We start from the raw sequence: 21,014 nt of genomic DNA on the forward strand, positions 1-21,014 counted from the left end.
TTCATTTTGTGTAATGCAGTCAGGCCTTAGATTCAGATTTATTGTTCATTTATTAAACTGATCTGATTGTAGTAAATGATCCTGGCCGGCCAGTTCCTCCGTAAAAAATCATCAACAAAGGGAAGGATGTTTCGAGTGTTAAAGCATTTCTAGAAAAGTTACATGAATACTGGAAAATCATCATCAAACTGGCAAACCAATAATTCCTGTAATACTGATCCGGCTTGTCTTCGCTGGAATTTTTTTGCAGATGGGTGTGCAGGTTTTAATCGCCACTCTTTAAATTTTGTGCGTATTTTAGTCATTAAATACAACAATCTGGCTATTATTTGTACTTGTTTTATAGGTCTGATCTACGCAGAATTTTCAATCAAGTCATGTGAAAAGCAAAGCAATTAAATAAGATTTTTGTCACTATTTTTAACTCGGTAAGCAGTTGTCACAATCAATTATTCTTTTGCTAAAAAACCAAAATATCACTTGCATATTTTTAAGATAGGGCTGATATTCAAGATATAAGGACACGATTCTGCAGACTCAAAAATGTGTTCATCATTCAAAGTGGAGGGTGTAATTCCAATCATTTGAAGAAGTGAAATGCGATGCGAAACAGCAAGCTACAAACGTGCCAAGATAAAAATTTTGCACTCCAAAGTTACAAAGATTGAGGATGGTAATTTATGAATATTGAACTTCGTACCGATAAACACATTCAGAATAGCGATCGTTTAATCAGTTATGTACGTGAAGAATTAAATCAAGAATTTCAGCGCCACAGCGAACGCATTACCCATTTTTCAGTCCATCTTAGTGATGAAAACGGCGCCAAAGGCGGCGATGACGATATTCGCTGTATGATTGAAGCGCGTCCGGCAGGACTGAAACCGGTGGTGGTCAATCACCGTAGCCATAATGTCAATACGGCAATTCACGGTGCAATTGACCGGCTAAAACGCAGTCTGGAACATGTGATCGAGAAAAAAGACAATGTTCGTCCTGGTGCTCTTGAACTGGCAGATACCGATACTGCAGATATCGAAGAGTAACTCAGACCCATTTGAAAAAGCCCTGCGGGGCTTTTTTTGTATGAAACAAAAATATAGTTGCTGGAAGCACAACAAATCCCTCTTTATTCGGCATAATAGTCGAAAACGAATCAAAGTGAGCTCCATCATGTTAACTGCGCAACAACAGCTTTTTGTGCAAGCACTCGAAGAACTAAATCTGGATCAGGTAAAACAGCTGCTGGCAGATGGACTCAATCCAAATTTTATTGATCATGACAAAGGCCCGGTAATTTCGGTCTGGTCAGATGGCCTGTTTAAATGGTGGGAAGAGGTATGCGAATTATATGAAGCCGGTACCCCGCTTTCAGCAGAAGAGAAACAGGCACGTCTGGCGGTACATTTGCAGATTCTGGAAGAATTGATTCAGGCCAAAGTCAATTTGCATTTGTGGGATGCAGAAGAGATTTATGGCCCGCTTTGGGATGCGGCAAGTGCTGCCTGTGCACCTGCTGTGCAACGCTTACTCGATGAAAAAGTCGATCCAAATAGCAGAGATGAAGATGGCATGACCATTTTATCCTCAATTAGTGATCTGTTCTTTGACTGTGATTTTGATGAAATCAACTGGTCAGAAGCCCTGGATGAAGAAAAACAGACGCTAGAACTACTCCGTAGTCATGGCGCAAAAATGACCAAAGAACTCAGTTAAATTTTAATAAAGAGCACCAACATGACCATATTAAAAACCTTGGGTTTAATTGCACTTACTGGATGTAGCGCGCAGCTTTTTGCGGCAGATTTTGAATTTGATCGACCAGGTGAAGGCCTGAGTACCGGAATTACCCCAGTCGGAAATGTTGCCTGGGAGCAAGGCTTGCCCACAGTCCGTTATAGCAAGTCGGGCGATGAAACGGTCACCACACTCAATGCCGATATGTTGCTGCGTACCGGATTGAGTGATGGTCTGGAGTTGCGTCTGGGCTGGGAAGGTCCGGCGTGGTCACAAGTTAAATCCAATGGTCAGACTGAAGAAAATGACGGTCTTGGTGATGTCAGCATTGGCCTGAAGAAAGCCATTGACCTGAATGATGACAGACTGAGCATGGCCTTGCTGGCCGAAGCCACTATTGCCACAGGCAATACCGGTTTCAGTAATGAGGAAGATATTTACAGCCTGGGTTCTGTCGTATCCTATCAATATAATGACTTGGTCAGCACTGCATTGACCATGCGTTATGAATGGCAGGACAGCAACTGGGCCGTAGCTGCGATTCCATCAATCGGCTACCAGATTGCCGATCGCTGGTCAGGCTATTCGGAACTGATTTACCGCAAGGCGGAAAGTAACGACAATGAATATGCGCTTGGTACCGGGGTGATGTATGCACTTAACGAGCGTGTGCAGCTGGATGTCAGTGTCGGGGTGGATCTGGATGGCTCAGCGCGAAGCTACTTCTCGGGTTTAGGCTTATCTGTCCTGTTCTAAGCGATTTAATGTGCAGATGATCAATGACCAGCAGTTGCAGGGCTGGGGCAAAATACTTGCTCCGGTCATTTTGGGCAGTCTCCTGTTTAATAGTGCTGCCCAGGCGGAAACCGCGCTGTTATCTGCCGAACAGGCTTTTCCTGTCAGTGTGATTTCCACCAGTCAGCAACAGGCAGAGCTGAGTTGGCAGATTCCAGACAACTATTATCTGTACCAGCATAAAATTGAAGTACGGCAGGGCAATCAGGCTGTGCCGTTGCAATTGCCACTTGCTGAAGATTTATATGATGAAAACTATGGGCATACCCAGGTTTATTATCAGCAGCTAAAGTTTCAGATCCCCACTCAGGCAAACCAGTCTTATCAGCTGAGCTGGCAGGGCTGTGCCAAAGACCGGATCTGTTATCCGCCGCAAACTGTTCAGTTCAAGACAGATCTGTCAGGTCTGGTGCAATTTGAATCTGCCGGTTCAGGAACCAAGCGCCTACTTGATCTGAACGGATCATCATTACAACAGAATACCCTGTTTAATACCGCAGACTCCTCAGAAGTTGCGTTAAATGACATCTCGGCAGCAGCCAGCACGCCAACCACTGCCTATGCGGCACAAGATCAACAATGGACAGCTCAGCTACTGGAACGCTCTTTGGGCTATGGGCTTTTGCTGTTCTTTGGCTTGGGAATATTGCTGGCATTTACCCCATGTTCCTTACCGATGCTGCCGATTCTGACCTCGCTGATTGTACGGGACAGCAAAGGTCTGAAAGCCTGGATGATTGCCCTGACTTTTGTCAGCAGTATGGCTGCGGTGTATGCACTGCTGGGATTGATTGCATCTTCCGCCGGCCTGAACTTCCAGCGCTGGTTGCAGCAACCCGGCACCCTGATTGCTTTTAGCGTCCTGTTTGTCCTGTTTGCGCTGAATCTATTTGGCCTGTTTGACCTTAAGCTGCCCCAAGGTCTGGTGCAGCGTCTGGACCGGGCTCAGGCCATGCAACAGGGCGGGAGTCTGGTCAGTGCCGGCGTCATGGGCATGATCTCGGCACTGCTGGTAGGACCATGCATGACCGCGCCACTGGCCGGTGCATTGTTGTTTATTTCCCAGACGCAAAGTCAGTGGCAGGGGGCTCTGCTGCTGTTTACCCTGGGTTTTGGAATGGGCACACCTTTATTGCTGGCCAGTATTCTGGGGGCACGAATTCTGCCCAAAGCCGGACACTGGATGAATCAGATCAAAGTGCTGTTTGCTTTTATCATGCTGGCTTTGGCCCTATATTTTATTCGTCCCTTGATCTCTGAACCTGCCTTACAGTGGTTATCCCTGGGCTTGGGCATGGCCTTTGTGGCTTATGTGCTGTTCCGGATTTTCTGGCATCGCACGGGCCTAAGATGGCTGTATATTTTATGTCTGCTCATAGCAGTGCCTTATATCGGTTATAGCCAATATCAGCACAGTCAGCGTTTTTTTGTTGAACAGGCCAGCACAGCAGCCGAGTGGCATGTGGCTGACAGTGCCGCAGCATTTCAACAGATACTGGCAAGCGTGCCGCAAGGGCAAAAGATCGTGATTGATGTCTATGCCGACTGGTGTGTCGCCTGTCAGCCCATTGAACATCGTATTTTAAAATCTGCCCCGGTCCAACAGGCTTTGGCACCTTATTTCCTGATCAAGCTGGATTTAAGCCAATACAATGCTTCTCATCAAAGCTTGCTGAACCAATGGGAAATTCTGGGGCCACCAACCTATCTGTTTTTGAATGAGCAGCAGCAGGAAATTCGTGGTTTACGTTTGACGGGTGCCTTTAGCGAAGCAGAATTGCTTACCCAGTTGCAACGTCTGGCGCAAGGCCCAACTCCCGAATAGGTGAAGTAGTTGCAAAAAGTTGAACCGGTTTAAGAGACCTGCATCTGTGCGCTCACCGGTTCGATATAGGCTTTGACCAGATTGCGTCCACTGGCTTTGGCCTGATAGAGGGCCTGATCGGCCTTGCTGAGTAACTGTTGGGGGCGTAAGTTGGCTCTGGAAATGGCAATTCCGAAACTTGCAGTCACTGGAATTGGCTCACCTTCATCACTGATTACCTGTAATTGCTGAATTGCGCTGCGGCAGCGTTCAGCCACTTGCTCGGCTTTTTCCAGACTGGTGTTTTGCAACACCAAAATGAATTCTTCACCACCAAAACGGCCGACCACATCACTTTCGCGTAATTGCTGGTTCAGTACTGCACTGACTTCGACCAGGGTTTCATCCCCTTTGTGATGCCCGTACTGATCATTAATTTTTTTGAAATGATCCAGATCGAGCAGCACTAAGGCGTAATTGGGAGTGGCTGCGGCATTCAGTTGATCCAGACATTGATTGATGCTGCGACGGTTAAACAGGTTAGTCAGTGGATCAATCTGGCTGAGCTGTTTAATCAGCTGTTCACGATGCCGCCATTGGCTCAGTAGAATTTCAAATAACACCATGCAGACCGCTAAAATTGGCAGAATGAAATACAGCATGGATAACAGCCAGAAGCCATTATAAAAAAGCTTGTCATCGATATTAAATAAAGGGGAATAGGGCAATTGATGGCTAAAACTTAAATAGGCACATCCGCCCAAAAACAGGGAGGCGGGTATCAGCATGCTATACACCAGGGTGCGATGAAACAGCACCAGTCCCACCATAATCAGACAGACATAGGAGGTCGTAGCCACGGGGCTGATTACCCCGACCAGATAGGCATCACGACACAGCGAAATTACAAAGGTACCCACGGCCAGATAGGGCAGATAACGTTCAACCAGCCGATTGCCCTGAAATTTATAGCAGGGATAAATCAGGGCCAATAGAATCACCAGAAAACTGCTGTTCAGGATAATCTGGATATAAACCCGTTCCAGCTGGACATATTGCCAGTACTGCGGATTCAATAAGACAAAGATATCCCAGCCCAGCCAGGTCAGATGTACCCCGCAGCCTAATGCCAGCATCAGGATGCACTTTTTGAGAATACTCCAGTTCATCACGACTTCATCTTCGACCAGATATTTCGTGAGGCTGTGCTTCAGCATTTTTTGTAATACAGGCGATATTCGCTTCATGGTATCGGTCTGACTTTAATTGTTATCGCAGATTTTTAAGACTTATAGGTTATTTATAGCTTTATTTACACAAGATAACATAAGTTTTAAGGCTTGATAAACAACAATATTTAACTAAGATTAAAAATAAGGAATTTTAAAACAACAAGGCAGTTTTGTTCTAAATCTGGAATGATGTGTTTTATCTGTGCTAATTATTTCGTTCAGGCTAGGCATTACAATGGCTGCATTAGTTAGATAGAAGCATAGATAAAGGGCGAAGCCATGAAAGTTTTACAGATTGATTCCAGTATTTTAGGCGATGCTTCTGTGTCGCGTCAGTTGACTCAGGCCTTGGTCAGTCAATTACAGCAAAAACATGGTCAGGCCATCGAGCTTGAATATCTGGATCTTGCTGCGCAGCCGATTCCACATCTTACAGCAGAAATTTTAATGGGCCAGAATGCCGAGCAGACCGCATTGGGCGAAGACATCCTGCAGCAGTATTTACAGGCAGATATCGTGGTGATTGGTGCGGCGATGTATAACTTCGGATTGCCATCGACCTTGAAAGCCTGGATTGACCGGATCTGTGTGGCAGGCCGTACCTTTAAATATACCGAACAAGGGCCTGTCGGTCTGGCCGGCAATAAAAAAGTGTATATTGCCAGCAGCCGTGGCGGTGTATATGGCGAGCAAAGCCCTGCCGATTTTCAGGAAGCTTTTCTGAAAACCGTGTTTAACTTTACCGGCGTAACCGATATTGAAGTCATTCGCGCTGAAGGTGTGAACATGGGAGAAGCGGTTAAGGCCCAAGCCTTAGAGACGGCACTACAGCAGGTTCAGGCCATCTAAATACGCAAAAAATGAATGAAAAAAGGTCAGCAGGTACTGACCTTTTTTTATGGTTTTAAGATTGACTAGTCCCGATCCAGGCGGTGTGCAAACTCGGCAAGATCGCTTAATGCCTGTTTGGCTTCATCGAACCAGGCACTGAACATCTGAAAGTTATGCCACATGCCGGTATACAGTTTAAATTCAACTTCGACACCCGCCTGTTCAGCTTTTTCCTTAAAGCGGCTGGCATCATCCAGTAAAATTTCTTTGGAACCGACCTGAATATGAATTGGGGGCAGGCCGCTTAAATCGGCAAAAAATGGTGACACTTCTGGATCACCGCGGTCAATGGCACGCGGCACATAGTACTCAATGCCTGTCTGCACCGTTTCCAGGGAAAGTAGCGCATCATGCTTCTGGTTATAACGTAAAGATTCACTGGTCAAAGTCAGATCCAGTAAGGGCGACATTAAAATCAAGCCGCTAACCTGAGGCAGTTTTTCCTGCTGTATTTTCAGTGCCAAGGCCAGTGCCAGATTGGCACCACATGAGTCACCGGACAGAATGATATCTTTGGACTGCACCCCTTGATCCAAGAGTAAACCATATACATCAAACAAGGCTTCCAAAGCTTCGGGATAGGCGGACTCCGGTGCCAGCGGATAATCTACATGCAGTACCTGCATCTGGGTTCTGGCTGCAATCTGGGTCATGAAGGCGCGATGGGTATTTAAAGAACCTAAGTAAAAAGCCCCGCCGTGAATATGAAAAATCAGCTGGGTCGATTCCTGCTGGGGCTTAATTTCCTCTGCGCGCAGGCCAGCCAGACGTAGTGAACGAATCTGTACAGTTTTGTCCTGTGGAAACAGCTTGCATAACTGCTCCAGTGCCATACGCACCGAGCTGGGCGGAAGATTAAATCGGCTAGGGGCACGAATGGCCGTTTTTAAAAAGCTTTCTGTAATTAATTGTTTCGTAAGCGGGCTTATCTTCATCTTCCTTCCATCTTCTTGTGCTTTTATTGATCATATAGATTATTTACCAACCATATTTACAAGGTTACACTAAATAGTCACAGCTAAAAATTGAAAATTTGTTGTGACTTTTTAATACTACAGAGGTCTATTTTCAGACTAAGGAAATGAAGAAAAATGAAAAAAATAGCGCTTACGTTAGGATTACTAGGCTTATCTGTACTGGCAAATGCCGCAGATCCTTTAAATGGTACTGTGTGGAAAACCATTGATGATAAAACCAAGCAGCCCAAGGCTATGGTTAAATTTACTGAACAAAAGAACGGTACCTTGTCAGCAAGTATTCAATCTGTGTTAACACCAGGTGAAGAAAATGCATGTACCAAGTGTGAAGGCCCGTACAAGAACAAGTCTCTGAAAGGCTTGACCATTGTCAAAGGTCTTAAAAATGCAGGTGGAACCAGCTATGACAGTGGTTCGATCCTGGATCCACAATCTGGTAAAACTTATAAACTGAAAGGCCAGCTGGCAGATGGTGGTAAGAAACTTGAGCTTCGCGGCTTCATTGGTGTAGCAGCACTGGGCCGTAACCAGACCTGGATTCGTGCCAACTAATCTAGTCAGATCGACCTATAAAAGCCTGACCTCAGTCAGGCTTTTTTGTTTTTGCAGATATGCTTTGCCCAATATTTAAGTGCTGAGACCGCGATAGGTTGCCTCATCAAAACCGGCAATAAATCCTGTCGCTGTCGCCAGGATCGGACGTTTAATCAAACTGGTATGGGTGGTTAATGCGCCAATCAATGCATTTTCACTAGATAATGCTGCTTGCTGCTCTGCTTCACTGAGTTTGCGCCAGGTCGTACCTTTTTTATTCAACACCACATCCTGACCCAGGGCATCCAGCCAGGTCTTGACCGTCTCGGCATCGATGCCCTGTTTCTTATAATCATGAAACTCATAACTCAGACCTTGCTCTGTGAGCAGATCAAAAGCTTTTTTCATCGAACTGCAGTTTTTAATCCCGTAAATTTTTAACATATTTGCCATCTAACCCATCTTCAGTCATGTCCTAGCTTAACCAAATTTTAATTGGCTGCAAAATCAAATCAGGCAGGGCAACAATTTAAGAGAGATAGACAGGGGCGTCATCAAAATGACATCAATGCGCTTTAAACTGATCAGCAAGAAAAATAATAATTTTAGGCAGTGGAAATAGAAAACCCGCATTTAATCATCCTGATCATGCGGGTCTCAATCCAACGTCCATTGTCACATCCATGCAAAACAGGCTACATCTATAGTCTGTTTTATTTTCGTCCTACGGCGTCCTGTCCTTATTTGGTCATCCTGACCTGTCCCTGTGCCGTAGCGCTATAATGCTAGGTTATGACTTTGAGATAAACCCAAAATATACGTCATGTGATGTAAGTTATAAGCCTTAATTGAGTGAACAGGTATTCACTCAATTGGCCAGATACATTTTAGAGCTTATAGTCGATGATCACAGGGGCATGATCACTAAACCATTGTTCTTTATAGACCCAGGCATTGACAGTACGTTCTTTCCAGTCGGGTGAACAGGCCTGGTAATCAATCCGCCAACCCACGTTCTTGGCTCGGGCTTGTCCTCGGTTCGACCACCAGGAATACAGTTCGGCTTCTTTGCGGACCTCACGGAAAGTATCGACGTAACCCAGCTCATCATAGATATGATCCAGCCAGGCACGTTCATGCGGTAGACAGCCAGAAGCTTTCTGGTTGCCTGACCAATTCTTGATATCAATGCGTTTATGCACAATGTTGTAATCACCGCAAACAATGACCGACTTATCTTCATCGCGCCACTGTTTCAGGATTTTTGCGTATTCTTCCAGAAAATGGTCTTTACGCGCTTGAGCTTCTTCTCCAGATGAACCGGAAGGCAGGTACAAGGAACAGATCTGGGCGGTTTTTTCCAGACCCAAATCAAATTCGGCTGCAATAAAACGGCCTTGCGAATCTGCCAGTTCAAAGCCCAAGCCATCGGTTATCGAAACAAAGGGCAGGCGGCTATAAATGGCAGTGCCAGCATAACCCGGGCGTTCAGCAGGGAACAGATGGGTATACCAGCCTTCCGGTTTGAATTTATCAATCCATTGCACATGGGTGATGCGGCTTTCCTGCATGCAGATCACATCGGCATCTGACTGTTCCATCCATTCCAATAAACCTTTGCTCACGGATGAGCGTAAGCCGTTGACATTAATTGAAACGACACGAAGAATTTTTTGATCACCTGGATAGCTACTCTTTGGTATCATGCGCAAGTCTTACCTTAATTAATGGATTTAGGAGCACCTCATGTCAACGCCAGCTCAGTTTAACCCGCAAGCTTTTATCGAACTCGCATTATCACGCGGTGTGCTTAAATTTGGTGAGTTTACTTTAAAATCGGGACGTGTGAGTCCCTATTTTTTTAATGCGGGTCTGCTCAATGACGGTGAAGCCTTGACATTATTGGCTTCTGGCTATGCAGCAAAATTAACTGAATGTGACCAGGTCGAAGTGGTATTTGGCCCGGCTTATAAAGGTATTCCTTTTGTGGCTGCGACGGCAGTGGCCCTATCGCAAAATCATGGCATCAGTGTGCCTTGGGGCTTTAACCGCAAAGAAGCCAAAGATCATGGCGAAGGCGGAGTCTTGGTAGGTGCGTCTGTAGAAGGTAAAAAAGTCTGGATTATTGATGATGTGATCACGGCAGGTACGGCCATTCGTGAAGTGGTGACGATTCTGAAAAATGCCGGCGCACAAATTGCCGGTGTACTGGTTGCGCTTGACCGTCAGGAAAAAGGTCAGGGTGATTTATCTGCGATTCAGGAAGTGCAGCAAGAGCTGGAAATTCCTGTACATGCCTTGATTACTATGAAAGATTTAATGGATTATCTGGAAGCTAAAGGCGATCTAGAGGCTTTGGCTAAAATGGAAGATTACCGGGTTAAATACGGCATCTAAGTTTTGATCATGCTACAAGAGGAAGCTTAGGCTTCCTTTTTTTATTGGCACCTCAAGGATTCTGGCTTTACAGGAAATTTACCCAGACAGCAGGCCAAAACCATACAGTGATATTTTAAGATTCAATTGATTTGCAAATTAAAATCTATATGAAATAATCCAAATTAATACTTATAAATTCAAATAGATGGTTGGGTTTTGTGGATTAAGAAAACTTAAACTACTGGAAATAGAAAACAATATTTAGTGATTTTTGTAGGCATTTGCTTACGTCCATGCAAGTCTTTTGCCTCTATTCGAGTCGAGCATGATTTCCTATGATGAACTCATCAGGAACAGGATGTTCCATAAAAGAATAACAATAAATAAATACAAGGACAGTCAGGTACGACAGGAGTTATACCGAGCGAACCAACACGAAAAACCCTTGGCAGGATGCCAGGGGTTTTTTATTTTGCACAGGTTATTTTGTCGGCTTTAAACACTTAGGCATTGAAAGGATCAATGAAGCGATCGCGCTGATTTGAGCGATAGCTATTGTTTATAAAGTAGCAAAAATTGATGGCGGGCTGAAAATTGTTAATCTGCAGAGCTAAAAAAAGCACCTCAAGGTGCTTTTTTTATTGCTGGGCTAAATTATAGCGCAACGATATTGATTGCATTCGGGCCTTTTTGACCATCAACTACGCTGAAAGAAACGCGTTGACCTTCAAACAATGTTTTGAAGCCAGAACTGCTGATTTCTTTAAAATGAGCAAAAACATCAGGACCTGATTCTTGTTGAATAAAACCAAAACCTTTAGTTTCGTTAAACCATTTAACTGTACCGGTAACTGTAGTAGACATAATATAACCTATTAAATTTTTAATAATTTTAGTCATGTAAATGACTATGGATAACTTTGAAAAACAACAAGAATTGAAATAAAGATCTGAAAAAACTGAGGATTATAAAATAACACTGCGGTACTTAAAGAAGTTTAACTAAACAACACTTTTTTCTAGTTAAGTACAGCATAACCTAAATTAGAAAATATTCAAGTTTTTTATATTTATTATTTATTTTTCTTATAAATATGCATGAATTTTTTATCTGCCAATTTCTTCTACTCGCTAAGTTTTTATGATTACCAATTGCAGTAAAGTTTTACATACCTAAACAACAAACCAACATTGCATTTACGATAGTTTAGGTTAGTCAAAATTGGTCAGTAAGTGACAAGATTTTCTTAAGTCAATGTATTTTAAATCTTTGGGTAAATTTATGGTTGTGAGATTAAGGTAGTTATAGTCATTGTGGATATACAAAAACAAACCTATATTAAAACTCAATGGAAAAATTAACTATAAGAATTTCTTAATTTTAATTTGAAATCAGAATAAGAGTGAGTTCCATGGATTACTGGAATAGTGTGTTACTTATATCTATCATGACAGTAGTAGGCCTGACCATAATTATCTTTGTGGTGGGCTGTAAAATGTGGAAAAACCTGGTGGTTACCTTACTGATTGCGACCCTCATCGGTTTTCTGATTATGGGTGCCATCAACTTTATTTTTGGCGATCGTATTCACTTTCTCTGGGGAAGCCATGAGACTGGAAATACCAAATTTATGCTGGAAATGGTGATGATGAGTGTATTAATTGGTGGTGTCAGTACTTTTATTATTATGCTCGGTACTTTAATTGGTAAAAGTAATACCAACAATCAAAGTGATGAATACTAGGATTTAGAAAAACACATTGAGCGACCCAGTATTTTTAAGCACTGATATACCGCTGATCGCTTTAAAATATAAAAAATAATATTGTTAAGACAAGTTTATGACGGTTATAGCTGCGACCTAGCTGTGCATAAATTGTTGAGACATGCTTGCGACTTTATAACTTCATCTCAAACGCCTTGGAATAAACTTATGCTGTGAGCATGTTATAGGTTCAGGTTTTCTTCTTCACATTTTTTGCAGTCCAACAGCATGCCGAGTTTTTCTTTGCGACCTGGCTCAGTCATTACCCAAGGGCGATTCTGCCAAGGGGGCGTATGCCTGACATGCTGGCCATGTCCACAGGCCAGTTCTGCGACCCAATGATTTTCTTCATCCAGATGAAAGCCGGTAATTGCCTGTTGCATTGCAAAATCCTCTCATTACAGCAAAATACTTCAGCACTTATAGAAAAATAGTCATGCAAAATCACAATAAACAAAAGAATCAGCACAGGCTATACTCATTGCCAATTCATTTTTAAAAAAGAGCACACAGATATGCGCGTACTTGTTGTGATGGATCCCATCGAAAATGTAAACCTGAAAAAAGACTCGACCATGGCCATGCTCTGGGCAGCATCACGCCGTGGGCATGAGCTTGGTTATGCATTACAACAAGATTTATATATTGAACAGGGCAAAGCTTTTGGTTTGATTGCGCCGTTACAGGTGTTTGAAGATTATGAGCATTATTATGAACTGGGTGAAAAGGCCAAAGAATCCATCGCCGCCTATGATGTGGTATTGATGCGTAAAGACCCGCCCTTTGATATGAATTTTGTCTATACCACTTATATTCTGGAGCAGGCAGAACGTGAAGGCGCATGGATCATCAACAAGCCGCAAAGCCTGCGTGACTGTAATGAAAAACTGTTTGCAACCCAATTCCCGCACCTGCAAGTCCCGACTCTGGTCACTTCACAGCAAAGCCTGATCCGTGAGTTTTTAAAAGAACAGGTCGATGTGATTGTAAAACCACTGGATGGTATGGGTGGTACAGGTATCTTCCGTCTGTATCAGGATGGCATCAATATTGGTGCAACTATTGAAATGTTGACTAACAATGGCACCCAGCCGATTATGGCACAGCGTTATATTCCGGAAATTGTCGAAGGCGATAAACGTATCCTGATGATTAATGGGGAGCCGGTTCCGTATTGTCTGGCGCGTATTCCGCAAAATGGTGAGGTGCGTGGTAATCTGGCTGCCGGTGGATTGGGAGAAGCCCGCCCATTGACTGAAAATGACAAAGCCATCGCTGCAAAAGTTGGCCCTTATCTGAAAGAAAAAGGTCTGGTTTTTGTGGGACTGGATGTGATTGGCAATTATGTCACTGAAATTAATGTCACCAGTCCGACCTGTATCCGTGAAATTGATGCCCAGTTCGGCACCTCGATTGCAGATGATCTGTTTGCAGTGCTGGAAGCAGGCCAGGCCAATCAGGTCTAAAGGCAAATCTCAGTAAAAAAGAGCCTGCTTATAGGCTCTTTTTTTTGTTATGCAGGATAGCGCTTAAATAAAAATGCCGTCATCAGGATGCCCAGCATCGAAAGGCAGACGGTGATGATGGCAAGATTGGCCCAGTATTGGGTGGCAGTGACCAGCGCAGCGCTCAGCGTCGGAATAAAAAACTGTGCGCAGGCTGAAATTTGTAAGACTAAACCGACACTGGCAGCCGCCGCATAAGCACGTGGCGCATAGTGCAGGGTAATGGCAAAAACAGTGGTTGGAATCATGCCGCCGATCAGTGAAAACAGCACCGCACTGACAAACTGTAATTCGAATAGCAGCCAGGAATTTGCTGCAAATACTAGGCAACTGCTGCCGAGCATGGCGATGAATCCGGTGGTGAGTAAGGTTTTTGGTTTCCAGCCACGTTGTAGCAACATGCCTGCACCAAAAGTTCCGCCCAAATTGGCCAGTACAACTATTGAAACCAGCATCCCGGCGAGTTTTAAATCTAGGTCCTGTTCGACATACAAGGTAGGCAGAAAGCCGGTGACGGTGATCCATTGACTGGTATAGCAGGCAAAAATAATTGCCAGACAGACAATCGGGGGATGGGTCAGGGTAATTTTAACGATCTGCCAGAATGAGATATTTTCTGTGCCGGTTTGTGGGTGATTCGGCTGCGTCGGTGTAGCAGGCTCAAGATGTAAATACTGTTTGATCATGAGCGCGATGACCAGACACAGGCTGCCCAAAATAGCCCAGATCGTTTGCCAGCTCAGGTATTCAAGCAGCAGCGGAATCGTCAGTACCGCCAGACTGACACCGATGCCCATATAGGAACTCCAGAGCCCCAGCTTGAGATTTAGTGTTTCAGGTCGGCTGATCCGCTTTAAAATGGCGGGCGCACACAAGGAAATGGTTAAAAAGCCAATTCCCTCAGTAAAGCGCAATACATACAAGGTGGCAGACTGCGTAATCCTGAGTCCGGCCAGACTACTCAGCCCTAAAATGATTAGGCCAATGATCAGACAGCGCTTTAAGCCGATTTTTTCCGAGAATGCGCCAATACAGAGCGCAAACAGCATCCCGGCCGCCTGCACCAGCGCCAGTGAAAAACCTGCCTGAGTAAAACTCAGATTTAAATCCTGCTGCAAAACAGGAATGATGGCAGAGAGTTTGCCGACATGGATCGCGGCCAGATATCCGGCCAGAATAATCCATAGATCACGCATTGATATTTTTGACATTTACTAGGCTTAAGTCCATTTAAAATATCTGCTTGTGAATCAAGCATCATTGATATATAAGTATGAATAACATGAAATTTTTATAAAATTAATAGGATTTAAGCCTAAGTTAATTCAGCAGGGATAGAAGGCTAGTTGACTGGAATTAAACTGAAAATCACTGTAAATAAAGCCATATGCATGACCAAGTCATAGATAATAGAATGAGAAATTAGTTTAAAATTGATATGGTGCTTCACTTAAGTCGAAGGAAAAGTGCAGACCTTATAAATAAAACGAGTCTAAACTTGAAATTTGCGTGAAAAAAACAATTAAAGCCTTGTTGAAATAAAGTAAATAAACTTTCAAGGCCTGACGATTGTGATTACAATTGATTACTTAGATCAGATTTCCTGCTCCATTTTAGAATTGAAGAATTAGACAGTGACCGACGCTCAGCAAAAACAGCCTAAACATGTCATGATGATGGCCGCAGGTACAGGTGGACATGTGTTTCCAGCGTTAGCTGTTGCCAAAGACCTACAACAACAGGGAATAACAGTATCTTGGTTGGCCACGCCTGCAGGCATGGAAAATCGTCTATTAAAAAATCAGAATATTCCTATTTATCAGATTGATATTCAGGGTGTGCGCGGCAATGGTTTTCTGCGTAAGGCCTTGGCGCCTTTCAAAATCATGACAGCGACGTTTAGCGCCATGAAATACATGAAACAGCTCAAGGTCGATGCTGTGGCCGGTTTTGGTGGCTATGTGGCCGGGCCGGGTGGACTGGCTGCGCGTATTCTGGGAATTCCAGTGCTGGTGCATGAGCAGAATGCGGTGGCCGGTTTTACCAATAGCCAGTTGTCGCGTGTGGCCAAGACCGTATGTCAGGCTTTTCCCAACACTTTTCCGGCACAAGATAAAATAGTCACTACCGGCAATCCGGTGCGACAGGAAATTAGCGAGATTTTAAATCCGTCCTGGCGTTATCAGCAGCGTGAAAAAGCTGGCTTGCCGTTACGTATTCTGATCGTTGGCGGATCTTTGGGGGCGCAGGCCTTAAATGAACGGGTGCCTGAAGCCTTAAAACAGTTTGATGTACCTTTAAACATTTATCATCAGTGTGGTCAAAACCATGCCGAGGCGACGCGTGCACGTTATGACAATGCACCATCCAATCTGCAAGTCGAAGTCCAGCCATTTATTGAAGATATGGCCAAAGCCTATAGCGAGGCCGATCTGGTCATTTGCCGTGCCGGTGCATTGACCGTGACTGAAATTGCCACGGCGGGTGTGGCTGCAATTTTTGTGCCTTTGCCAAGCGCGGTGGATGATCACCAGACTGCCAATGCCGGCTTTCTGGCCAATATCAACGCGGCAAAAATCTGCCCGCAGGCCAGCATGACCCCGGAAAGTTTAAAAACCTTATTAGAGCCGATGCTGAATCGCCAGTTGCTCATGGAAATGGCAGTAAAAGCACGCCGACAGGCTCAACCCGATGCGACTCAACATGTGGTCCGTTTAATTCAAGAATTGTAATTCGAGTAAATTATGTCCCCAACAACTCCAGCTGAACAAGCGAAAAAATTAATCAAAGTGCCGGAAATGCGCCGTATCAAACACATTCATTTTGTGGGTATTGGTGGCGCAGGCATGTGTGGTATTGCTGAAGTACTGAAAAACCAGGGCTATAAAGTTTCAGGTTCTGATATTAAGGCATCCAATACTACGGCACAGCTGGAAGCCAATGGGATTAAAGTCTATATCGGACATGCTGCGAACAATATTAAAGGTGCCAATGTCATCGTGGTCTCTACTGCGATTGACAAAGAAAACCCGGAAATCAAGACTGCGATTGAAACACGTATTCCCGTGGTGCGTCGTGCGGAAATGCTGGGTGAACTGATGCGTTACCGTCATGGTATTGCCGTTGCCGGCACCCATGGTAAAACCACCACCACCAGCCTGATTACCTGTATGCTGGCCGAAGAAAACATGGATCCAACCTATGTGATCGGTGGTTTGCTGAACCGTACCGGCATGAATGCTGCGCTCGGAGCCAGCCGTTATATCGTGGCAGAAGCCGACGAATCGGATGCCTCTTTCCTGCATCTGGAACCGATGGCTGCCGTGGTCACCAATATTGATGCCGACCATATGGATACCTATGGCGGTAGCTTCGATGTGCTGAAAGATACCTTTATCCAATTCCTGCAAAAGCTGCCATTTTACGGCTTGGCCGTGGTCTGTGGTGATGATGCCAATATCCGTGAAATCATGCCGCGGATTGCGCGTCCGGTACTGACTTATGGTTTCAATGAAGATAACGACATCCGCGCGATCGATGTCGATCAGGATGGCATGCAGACTCACTTTACCGTATTGCGTAAAGATCGTGAGCCATTACGTGTCACCGTCAATCAGCCGGGCTTGCATAATGTCCTGAATGCTTTGGCCGCGATTGGTGTCGCCACCGATGAGGGCGTGTCTGATGCTTCAATCTGCCGTGCACTGGAAGGGTTTAGCGGGGTAGGTCGCCGTTTCGAAGTTCAGGGCGAGTTTGAAATTGACGGTGGTAATGTGAAACTGGTGGATGACTATGGTCATCATCCGAAAGAAGTTGAAGCGACGATTAAAGCTGCGCGTCAAAGCCATCCGGACCGTCGTCTGGTGATGATGTTCCAGCCGCATCGTTATAGCCGTACCCGTGACTGTTTTGATGACTTCGTGGAAGTGCTTTCTAGTGTAGACCAATTGTTATTACTGGATGTTTATCCTGCTGGTGAAAAACCGATTGTGGGTGCTGACAGCCGTAGTTTAGCCCGCAGTATCCGTTTGCGGGGTGAAGTCGAACCGATTCTGGTCGATGCAGTGGACGGCAACCTGAATCAGATCATGAGAAAAGTATTGCAGGCAAATGACTTGTTATTAACCCAGGGCGCAGGTAATGTTGGAGCAATCTCAGTCGAGCTTGCGCAAAATCATTTATATGTAAAATAGTCATCTTGCGTGACTGAATTGAATTGACCAGATTGAAAAAAGTTTAAGGATATAAACGTGTCAAATGCTTCAAAATTCGGAAAAGTTGCTGTGTTGCTTGGTGGTAAATCTGCAGAGCGTGAGGTTTCTCTAGACAGTGGTACGGCGGTACTTGAGGCATTAGTGCGTTCAGGGGTCAATGCGGAAGCTTTTGATCCGCAGCAGCGTAGTGTCACAGAACTGCTCAATTATGATCGTGCTTTCATTGTATTGCATGGGCGGGGTGGTGAAGACGGCCAGATTCAGGGGGTGCTTGAATGGCTGAATGTGCCGTATACTGGTACAGGTGTACAAGGCTCTGCAATCGGCATGGACAAGGTCAAGACCAAGCAGGTCTGGCAGGGTTCGGAATTGCCAACAGCACCCTATAGGATTGTCAGCAAAGATTCTGATGCTGCAGATATTGTTAATTTTTTAGGTCTGCCTTTGATTATCAAGCCGGTACATGAAGGTTCCAGCATTGGTATGAGCAAGGTCGAAAAAATTGAAGACTTTGCAGAAGCAATTGCCAAGGCCACTGAACACGATGCTGTCGTAATGGCAGAAAAATGGATTACCGGCCGTGAATTTACCATTGTGATTTTAAATGGTCAGGCACTGCCAGTGATTCGTCTTGAGCCTCCTCAGGATGTCGCGTTCTATGATTATGAAGCCAAATATCAACGTAATGATGTGCAGTATGGCATCCCATGTGGTTTAAGCGAAGCTGAAGAGCAAAAGTTGCAGGCCTTGAGTCTGCGTGCTTTTCAGGCCGTCGGTGCCAGCGGTTGGGGCCGGATTGATGCGATGCAGGATCAGCAGGGCAATTTCTGGTTGCTGGAAGTGAACACCGTACCGGGCATGACCAGTCACTCACTGGTACCTAAAGCGGCAGCCGCGGTAGGGTATGATTTTGACGCCCTGTGTGTTGCGATTCTGGAACAGACTTTGACAGGTTCGGCACACTAAATATGGCTCAACTTCCTGCTTCCATGCGCCGTAAACGTGCTGCGATTACTTCAATTCATGACAAGCCGCCGACACGCAAAGAAAAGCTGTCCAATTTTGGTGGCTGGTTATTGTTATGTATCGCACTGCTGGTGCTGGCCTTCGGGATACTGGGTTTATATAGAGTCATGACCAATACCGAGGTGGCAGAGCTGGGTGTACTTGGCACCCGCTCGGCTGCTGAGCAGCGTCAGGTTATGCAATACGTGTCACCGGTTGTGACCGAAAATTATTTTACCTCGGACTTGGAAGCCATCCGTGATCGTGCCCTGGAATTGTCCTGGGTGGATCGTGTTGTGGTTTCGCGGGCCTGGCCAAATGGCATTCGGGTGCGGGTGATGCCGCATCATGCGATTGCACGTTGGGGTACCGGGCGCTTGCTGAGTGATAGTGGGGTGATTTTCACCGAAGTCACTCCCAAGAATTATCAGGAATTACCGTTGCTGCATGGGCCTGCGACACATGCAGAAACCATGATGCGCCGTTATAATGAAATCAATCAGTTATTTCTGCCACATGGCATTCGTCTAAAAGAATTATATCTCACCGAACGAATGACCTGGTTTATGCAATTTGATTCAGGTTTGCGCATTATTGTCGACAAAGATCAGACCATGAGCAAACTGCAGCGTTTGAGTCATTTATCTCAGAGCGACTTAAAACCGGTCTGGTCCAAAATTGCGGCCATTGACCTGCGTTATCGCAATGGATTATCGATTCAGTGGAAAAATTCAATTCCGCCAAAAATTGTAAATGGGCATTTTATTGTAACCATTGATGACACGGGCGTTGAGAATAATGTAACAGTAAAGCCATAATGACCGGCTTTAAAAAATAGAGGCATTCAAGCCATAAATCTAACAAACACGTAATGGTAGTAGTGAATAATGAGTGAAGCTGTTCCCTCGGTTGTGGCGATTGACATTGGGACACACAAAGTTTCAGTTTTGATTGGCAAGGTACACGCGCCAGACAATATCCAAGTGATTGGTATGGCCACCGCTCGTAACCGAGGCATGAGTAAAGGGAAAATTGTCAGTCTCGATAAAGTTATTACCGCAATTAAAAATGCCGTTCAAGAAGCAGAAGATATGGCGGAGTGTCGGGTACATTCTGCCTGGGTTTCTATTCCAAGTGCCGAATTAAAAAGCTTTTATGCTTCAGGTCGCACCTCGATCGACAACAGTGAACATGCGATTACCACCAGCGAAGTGGTGCGGGCACTGGAGTTGGCCAAAGCCAGTCATCTGACTTCCGATCATTATCTGGTCAGTGCTGTGCCTCTGGGCTTTGAACTGGATGATTCATCCGAATGGGTGATGAATCCGATTCGCATGTCTGCCCATAGCATGACCGGTCATTATCATCTGATGATGCTGCCGATCAGTACCATGCAAAATATTGACCGTGCCCTGAAAGGCGCCAATATTGGCGTGGAAAAAATGGTGGTTTCGAGTTTGGCGACTGCTGAAGCCAGCCTGCTCAAAGATGAAAAAGAATATGGCGTGTGTCTGGTCGATATCGGTGCCGGTACCACCAATGTAGCGGTCTATGTAGATGGCCGTTTGGCCTTAACGCATACCTTCCAGCGTGGTGGCGAGCATGTGACCCGTGATATTGCTGCGGTATTGCAGACCACGACCGAGGAAGCTGAACGCCTGAAACTGCTGTATGGCTGTGTCGATCTTAAGGTGGTCAAGCCCGATCATATGATTCAGTTTCAGGGAATTGATGGGCCACAAACCATCAGCCGGATTGAGCTGACCGAAATTATCATGGCGCGTTATGACGAGATTATTGGATTGGTACGTGACGAACTGGTAAAAAATGGTGCGATTCAGGGCCTGTATCATGGCGTGGTACTGACCGGTGATGCCAGTCATATTGAAGGTATGGTGAGCTTTGTGCGCCGTACTTTGGGTGTCTCGGCGCACTTAGGCAATCCACCGGCACAGGTCTATGCCGATGAACAGCATCAGGCAGCGCTACGCCGTTCGCAATATAGTACCGTGGCCGGTTTGCTGATGTTTAGTCAGAGTGACACTCAGGACACGATTGTGGAACAGGATGATGTCGAGCGATTATCGTTGACTCAGCGCGTCAAGCGGGCTTGGTCTGGCTTTAATGACACCTTGAAATCAATCTTTTAAGTCGATTTTTATTGTGAATATTGTT

Annotated in this window: 22 protein-coding genes; 15 read left to right on the forward strand and 7 right to left on the reverse strand. The window is 45.1% G+C overall.

The genetic code is table 11. From position 1 onward, the window contains the following. Positions 1 to 162: 162 nt before the first annotated feature. The 5 genes from AC3IT7_RS00490 to dsbD all read left to right on the forward strand — a co-directional run bounded on the left by AC3IT7_RS00490 (position 163) and on the right by dsbD (position 4,357). The gene (locus tag AC3IT7_RS00490) at positions 163 to 399 is read left to right on the forward strand and encodes a hypothetical protein (RefSeq protein WP_489249032.1); all 237 of its coding nucleotides are present in this window, start codon (positions 163 to 165) and stop codon (positions 397 to 399) included. 281 nt (positions 400 to 680) lie between these two features. Continuing rightward, the gene (locus tag AC3IT7_RS00495; protein ID WP_489249033.1) at positions 681 to 1,046 is read left to right on the forward strand and encodes an HPF/RaiA family ribosome-associated protein; all 366 of its coding nucleotides are present in this window, start codon (positions 681 to 683) and stop codon (positions 1,044 to 1,046) included. A 127-nt stretch (positions 1,047 to 1,173) separates the two neighbouring features. After that, positions 1,174 to 1,716 (forward strand): ankyrin repeat domain-containing protein, encoded by a 543-nt coding sequence (locus AC3IT7_RS00500; protein ID WP_475654179.1) that lies wholly within the window; start codon positions 1,174 to 1,176, stop codon positions 1,714 to 1,716. Between the two features lie 21 nt (positions 1,717 to 1,737). Next, positions 1,738 to 2,493 (forward strand): transporter, encoded by a 756-nt coding sequence (locus tag AC3IT7_RS00505; RefSeq protein ID WP_489249034.1) that lies wholly within the window; start codon positions 1,738 to 1,740, stop codon positions 2,491 to 2,493. A 16-nt stretch (positions 2,494 to 2,509) separates the two neighbouring features. Then, complete coding sequence (gene dsbD, locus AC3IT7_RS00510; RefSeq protein WP_489249963.1) at positions 2,510 to 4,357, forward strand: protein-disulfide reductase DsbD; 1,848 nt, start codon at positions 2,510 to 2,512, stop codon at positions 4,355 to 4,357. Positions 4,358 to 4,386: 29 nt separating this feature from the next. Here the strand turns inward: dsbD and AC3IT7_RS00515 are convergent, their stop codons facing one another. Further along, positions 4,387 to 5,583: a GGDEF domain-containing protein gene (locus tag AC3IT7_RS00515; protein ID WP_489249035.1), complete on the reverse strand. Its 1,197-nt coding sequence runs from the start codon at positions 5,581 to 5,583 to the stop codon at positions 4,387 to 4,389. A gap of 264 nt (positions 5,584 to 5,847) precedes the next feature. Between AC3IT7_RS00515 and AC3IT7_RS00520 the strand changes: the two genes are divergently transcribed. Beyond that, positions 5,848 to 6,417: an FMN-dependent NADH-azoreductase gene (locus tag AC3IT7_RS00520; protein WP_489249036.1), complete on the forward strand. Its 570-nt coding sequence runs from the start codon at positions 5,848 to 5,850 to the stop codon at positions 6,415 to 6,417. 65 nt (positions 6,418 to 6,482) lie between these two features. Here AC3IT7_RS00520 and AC3IT7_RS00525 read toward each other — a convergent pair whose 3' ends face one another. Further along, entirely contained in the window at positions 6,483 to 7,394 is a 912-nt protein-coding gene (locus AC3IT7_RS00525; protein ID WP_489249037.1) for an alpha/beta hydrolase, read from the reverse strand. Between the two features lie 156 nt (positions 7,395 to 7,550). Here AC3IT7_RS00525 and AC3IT7_RS00530 point away from each other — a divergent pair, with 156 nt between their 5' ends. Beyond that, entirely contained in the window at positions 7,551 to 7,988 is a 438-nt protein-coding gene (locus tag AC3IT7_RS00530) for a DUF2147 domain-containing protein (protein ID WP_475654174.1), read from the forward strand. Between the two features lie 75 nt (positions 7,989 to 8,063). Here AC3IT7_RS00530 and AC3IT7_RS00535 read toward each other — a convergent pair whose 3' ends face one another. Both AC3IT7_RS00535 and AC3IT7_RS00540 read right to left on the reverse strand, forming a co-directional pair. Beyond that, positions 8,064 to 8,414 (reverse strand): Spx/MgsR family RNA polymerase-binding regulatory protein, encoded by a 351-nt coding sequence (locus AC3IT7_RS00535; RefSeq protein WP_489249964.1) that lies wholly within the window; start codon positions 8,412 to 8,414, stop codon positions 8,064 to 8,066. 443 nt (positions 8,415 to 8,857) lie between these two features. After that, positions 8,858 to 9,676, reverse strand: coding sequence for an exodeoxyribonuclease III (locus tag AC3IT7_RS00540; protein ID WP_489249038.1), 819 nt, complete (start codon positions 9,674 to 9,676; stop codon positions 8,858 to 8,860). A 40-nt stretch (positions 9,677 to 9,716) separates the two neighbouring features. Between AC3IT7_RS00540 and pyrE the strand changes: the two genes are divergently transcribed. Further along, a complete protein-coding gene (pyrE, locus tag AC3IT7_RS00545; protein WP_475654172.1) occupies positions 9,717 to 10,367 on the forward strand; it encodes an orotate phosphoribosyltransferase in 651 nt (216 codons plus the stop codon). 636 nt (positions 10,368 to 11,003) lie between these two features. On the opposite strand, the gene AC3IT7_RS00550 is transcribed toward pyrE, so the two are convergent. After that, positions 11,004 to 11,213 carry a cold-shock protein gene (locus AC3IT7_RS00550; RefSeq protein WP_004281299.1) on the reverse strand — a complete coding sequence of 70 codons (210 nt, stop codon included), beginning with the start codon at positions 11,211 to 11,213 and terminating at the stop codon, positions 11,004 to 11,006. A gap of 548 nt (positions 11,214 to 11,761) precedes the next feature. Here AC3IT7_RS00550 and AC3IT7_RS00555 point away from each other — a divergent pair. Beyond that, the gene (locus tag AC3IT7_RS00555; RefSeq protein ID WP_475654171.1) at positions 11,762 to 12,094 is read left to right on the forward strand and encodes a hypothetical protein; all 333 of its coding nucleotides are present in this window, start codon (positions 11,762 to 11,764) and stop codon (positions 12,092 to 12,094) included. 203 nt (positions 12,095 to 12,297) lie between these two features. On the opposite strand, the gene AC3IT7_RS00560 is transcribed toward AC3IT7_RS00555, so the two are convergent. Then, complete coding sequence (locus tag AC3IT7_RS00560) at positions 12,298 to 12,498, reverse strand: DUF3565 domain-containing protein (protein WP_475654170.1); 201 nt, start codon at positions 12,496 to 12,498, stop codon at positions 12,298 to 12,300. 132 nt (positions 12,499 to 12,630) lie between these two features. Between AC3IT7_RS00560 and gshB the strand changes: the two genes are divergently transcribed. Further along, positions 12,631 to 13,581: a glutathione synthase gene (gene gshB, locus AC3IT7_RS00565; RefSeq protein WP_475654169.1), complete on the forward strand. Its 951-nt coding sequence runs from the start codon at positions 12,631 to 12,633 to the stop codon at positions 13,579 to 13,581. Between the two features lie 47 nt (positions 13,582 to 13,628). Here gshB and AC3IT7_RS00570 read toward each other — a convergent pair whose 3' ends face one another. After that, positions 13,629 to 14,831: an MFS transporter gene (locus tag AC3IT7_RS00570; protein WP_489249039.1), complete on the reverse strand. Its 1,203-nt coding sequence runs from the start codon at positions 14,829 to 14,831 to the stop codon at positions 13,629 to 13,631. Between the two features lie 423 nt (positions 14,832 to 15,254). Between AC3IT7_RS00570 and murG the strand changes: the two genes are divergently transcribed. The 5 genes from murG (at position 15,255) to ftsA (ending at position 20,989) form a co-directional block, all read left to right on the forward strand. Continuing rightward, positions 15,255 to 16,352, forward strand: coding sequence for an undecaprenyldiphospho-muramoylpentapeptide beta-N-acetylglucosaminyltransferase (murG, locus tag AC3IT7_RS00575; protein ID WP_489249040.1), 1,098 nt, complete (start codon positions 15,255 to 15,257; stop codon positions 16,350 to 16,352). A 12-nt stretch (positions 16,353 to 16,364) separates the two neighbouring features. Then, positions 16,365 to 17,813 (forward strand): UDP-N-acetylmuramate--L-alanine ligase, encoded by a 1,449-nt coding sequence (gene murC, locus AC3IT7_RS00580; protein ID WP_475654167.1) that lies wholly within the window; start codon positions 16,365 to 16,367, stop codon positions 17,811 to 17,813. 57 nt (positions 17,814 to 17,870) lie between these two features. Next, on the forward strand, positions 17,871 to 18,800 hold the full coding sequence (locus tag AC3IT7_RS00585) for a D-alanine--D-alanine ligase (protein WP_489249041.1): 930 nt from the start codon (positions 17,871 to 17,873) through the stop codon (positions 18,798 to 18,800). Between the two features lie 2 nt (positions 18,801 to 18,802). Beyond that, on the forward strand, positions 18,803 to 19,657 hold the full coding sequence (locus AC3IT7_RS00590) for a cell division protein FtsQ/DivIB (RefSeq protein WP_475654165.1): 855 nt from the start codon (positions 18,803 to 18,805) through the stop codon (positions 19,655 to 19,657). Positions 19,658 to 19,726: 69 nt separating this feature from the next. Next, complete coding sequence (gene ftsA / locus AC3IT7_RS00595; RefSeq protein WP_475654164.1) at positions 19,727 to 20,989, forward strand: cell division protein FtsA; 1,263 nt, start codon at positions 19,727 to 19,729, stop codon at positions 20,987 to 20,989. Positions 20,990 to 21,014 lie beyond the last annotated feature (25 nt).

The organism is Acinetobacter sp. KH_038, from assembly GCF_057839405.1.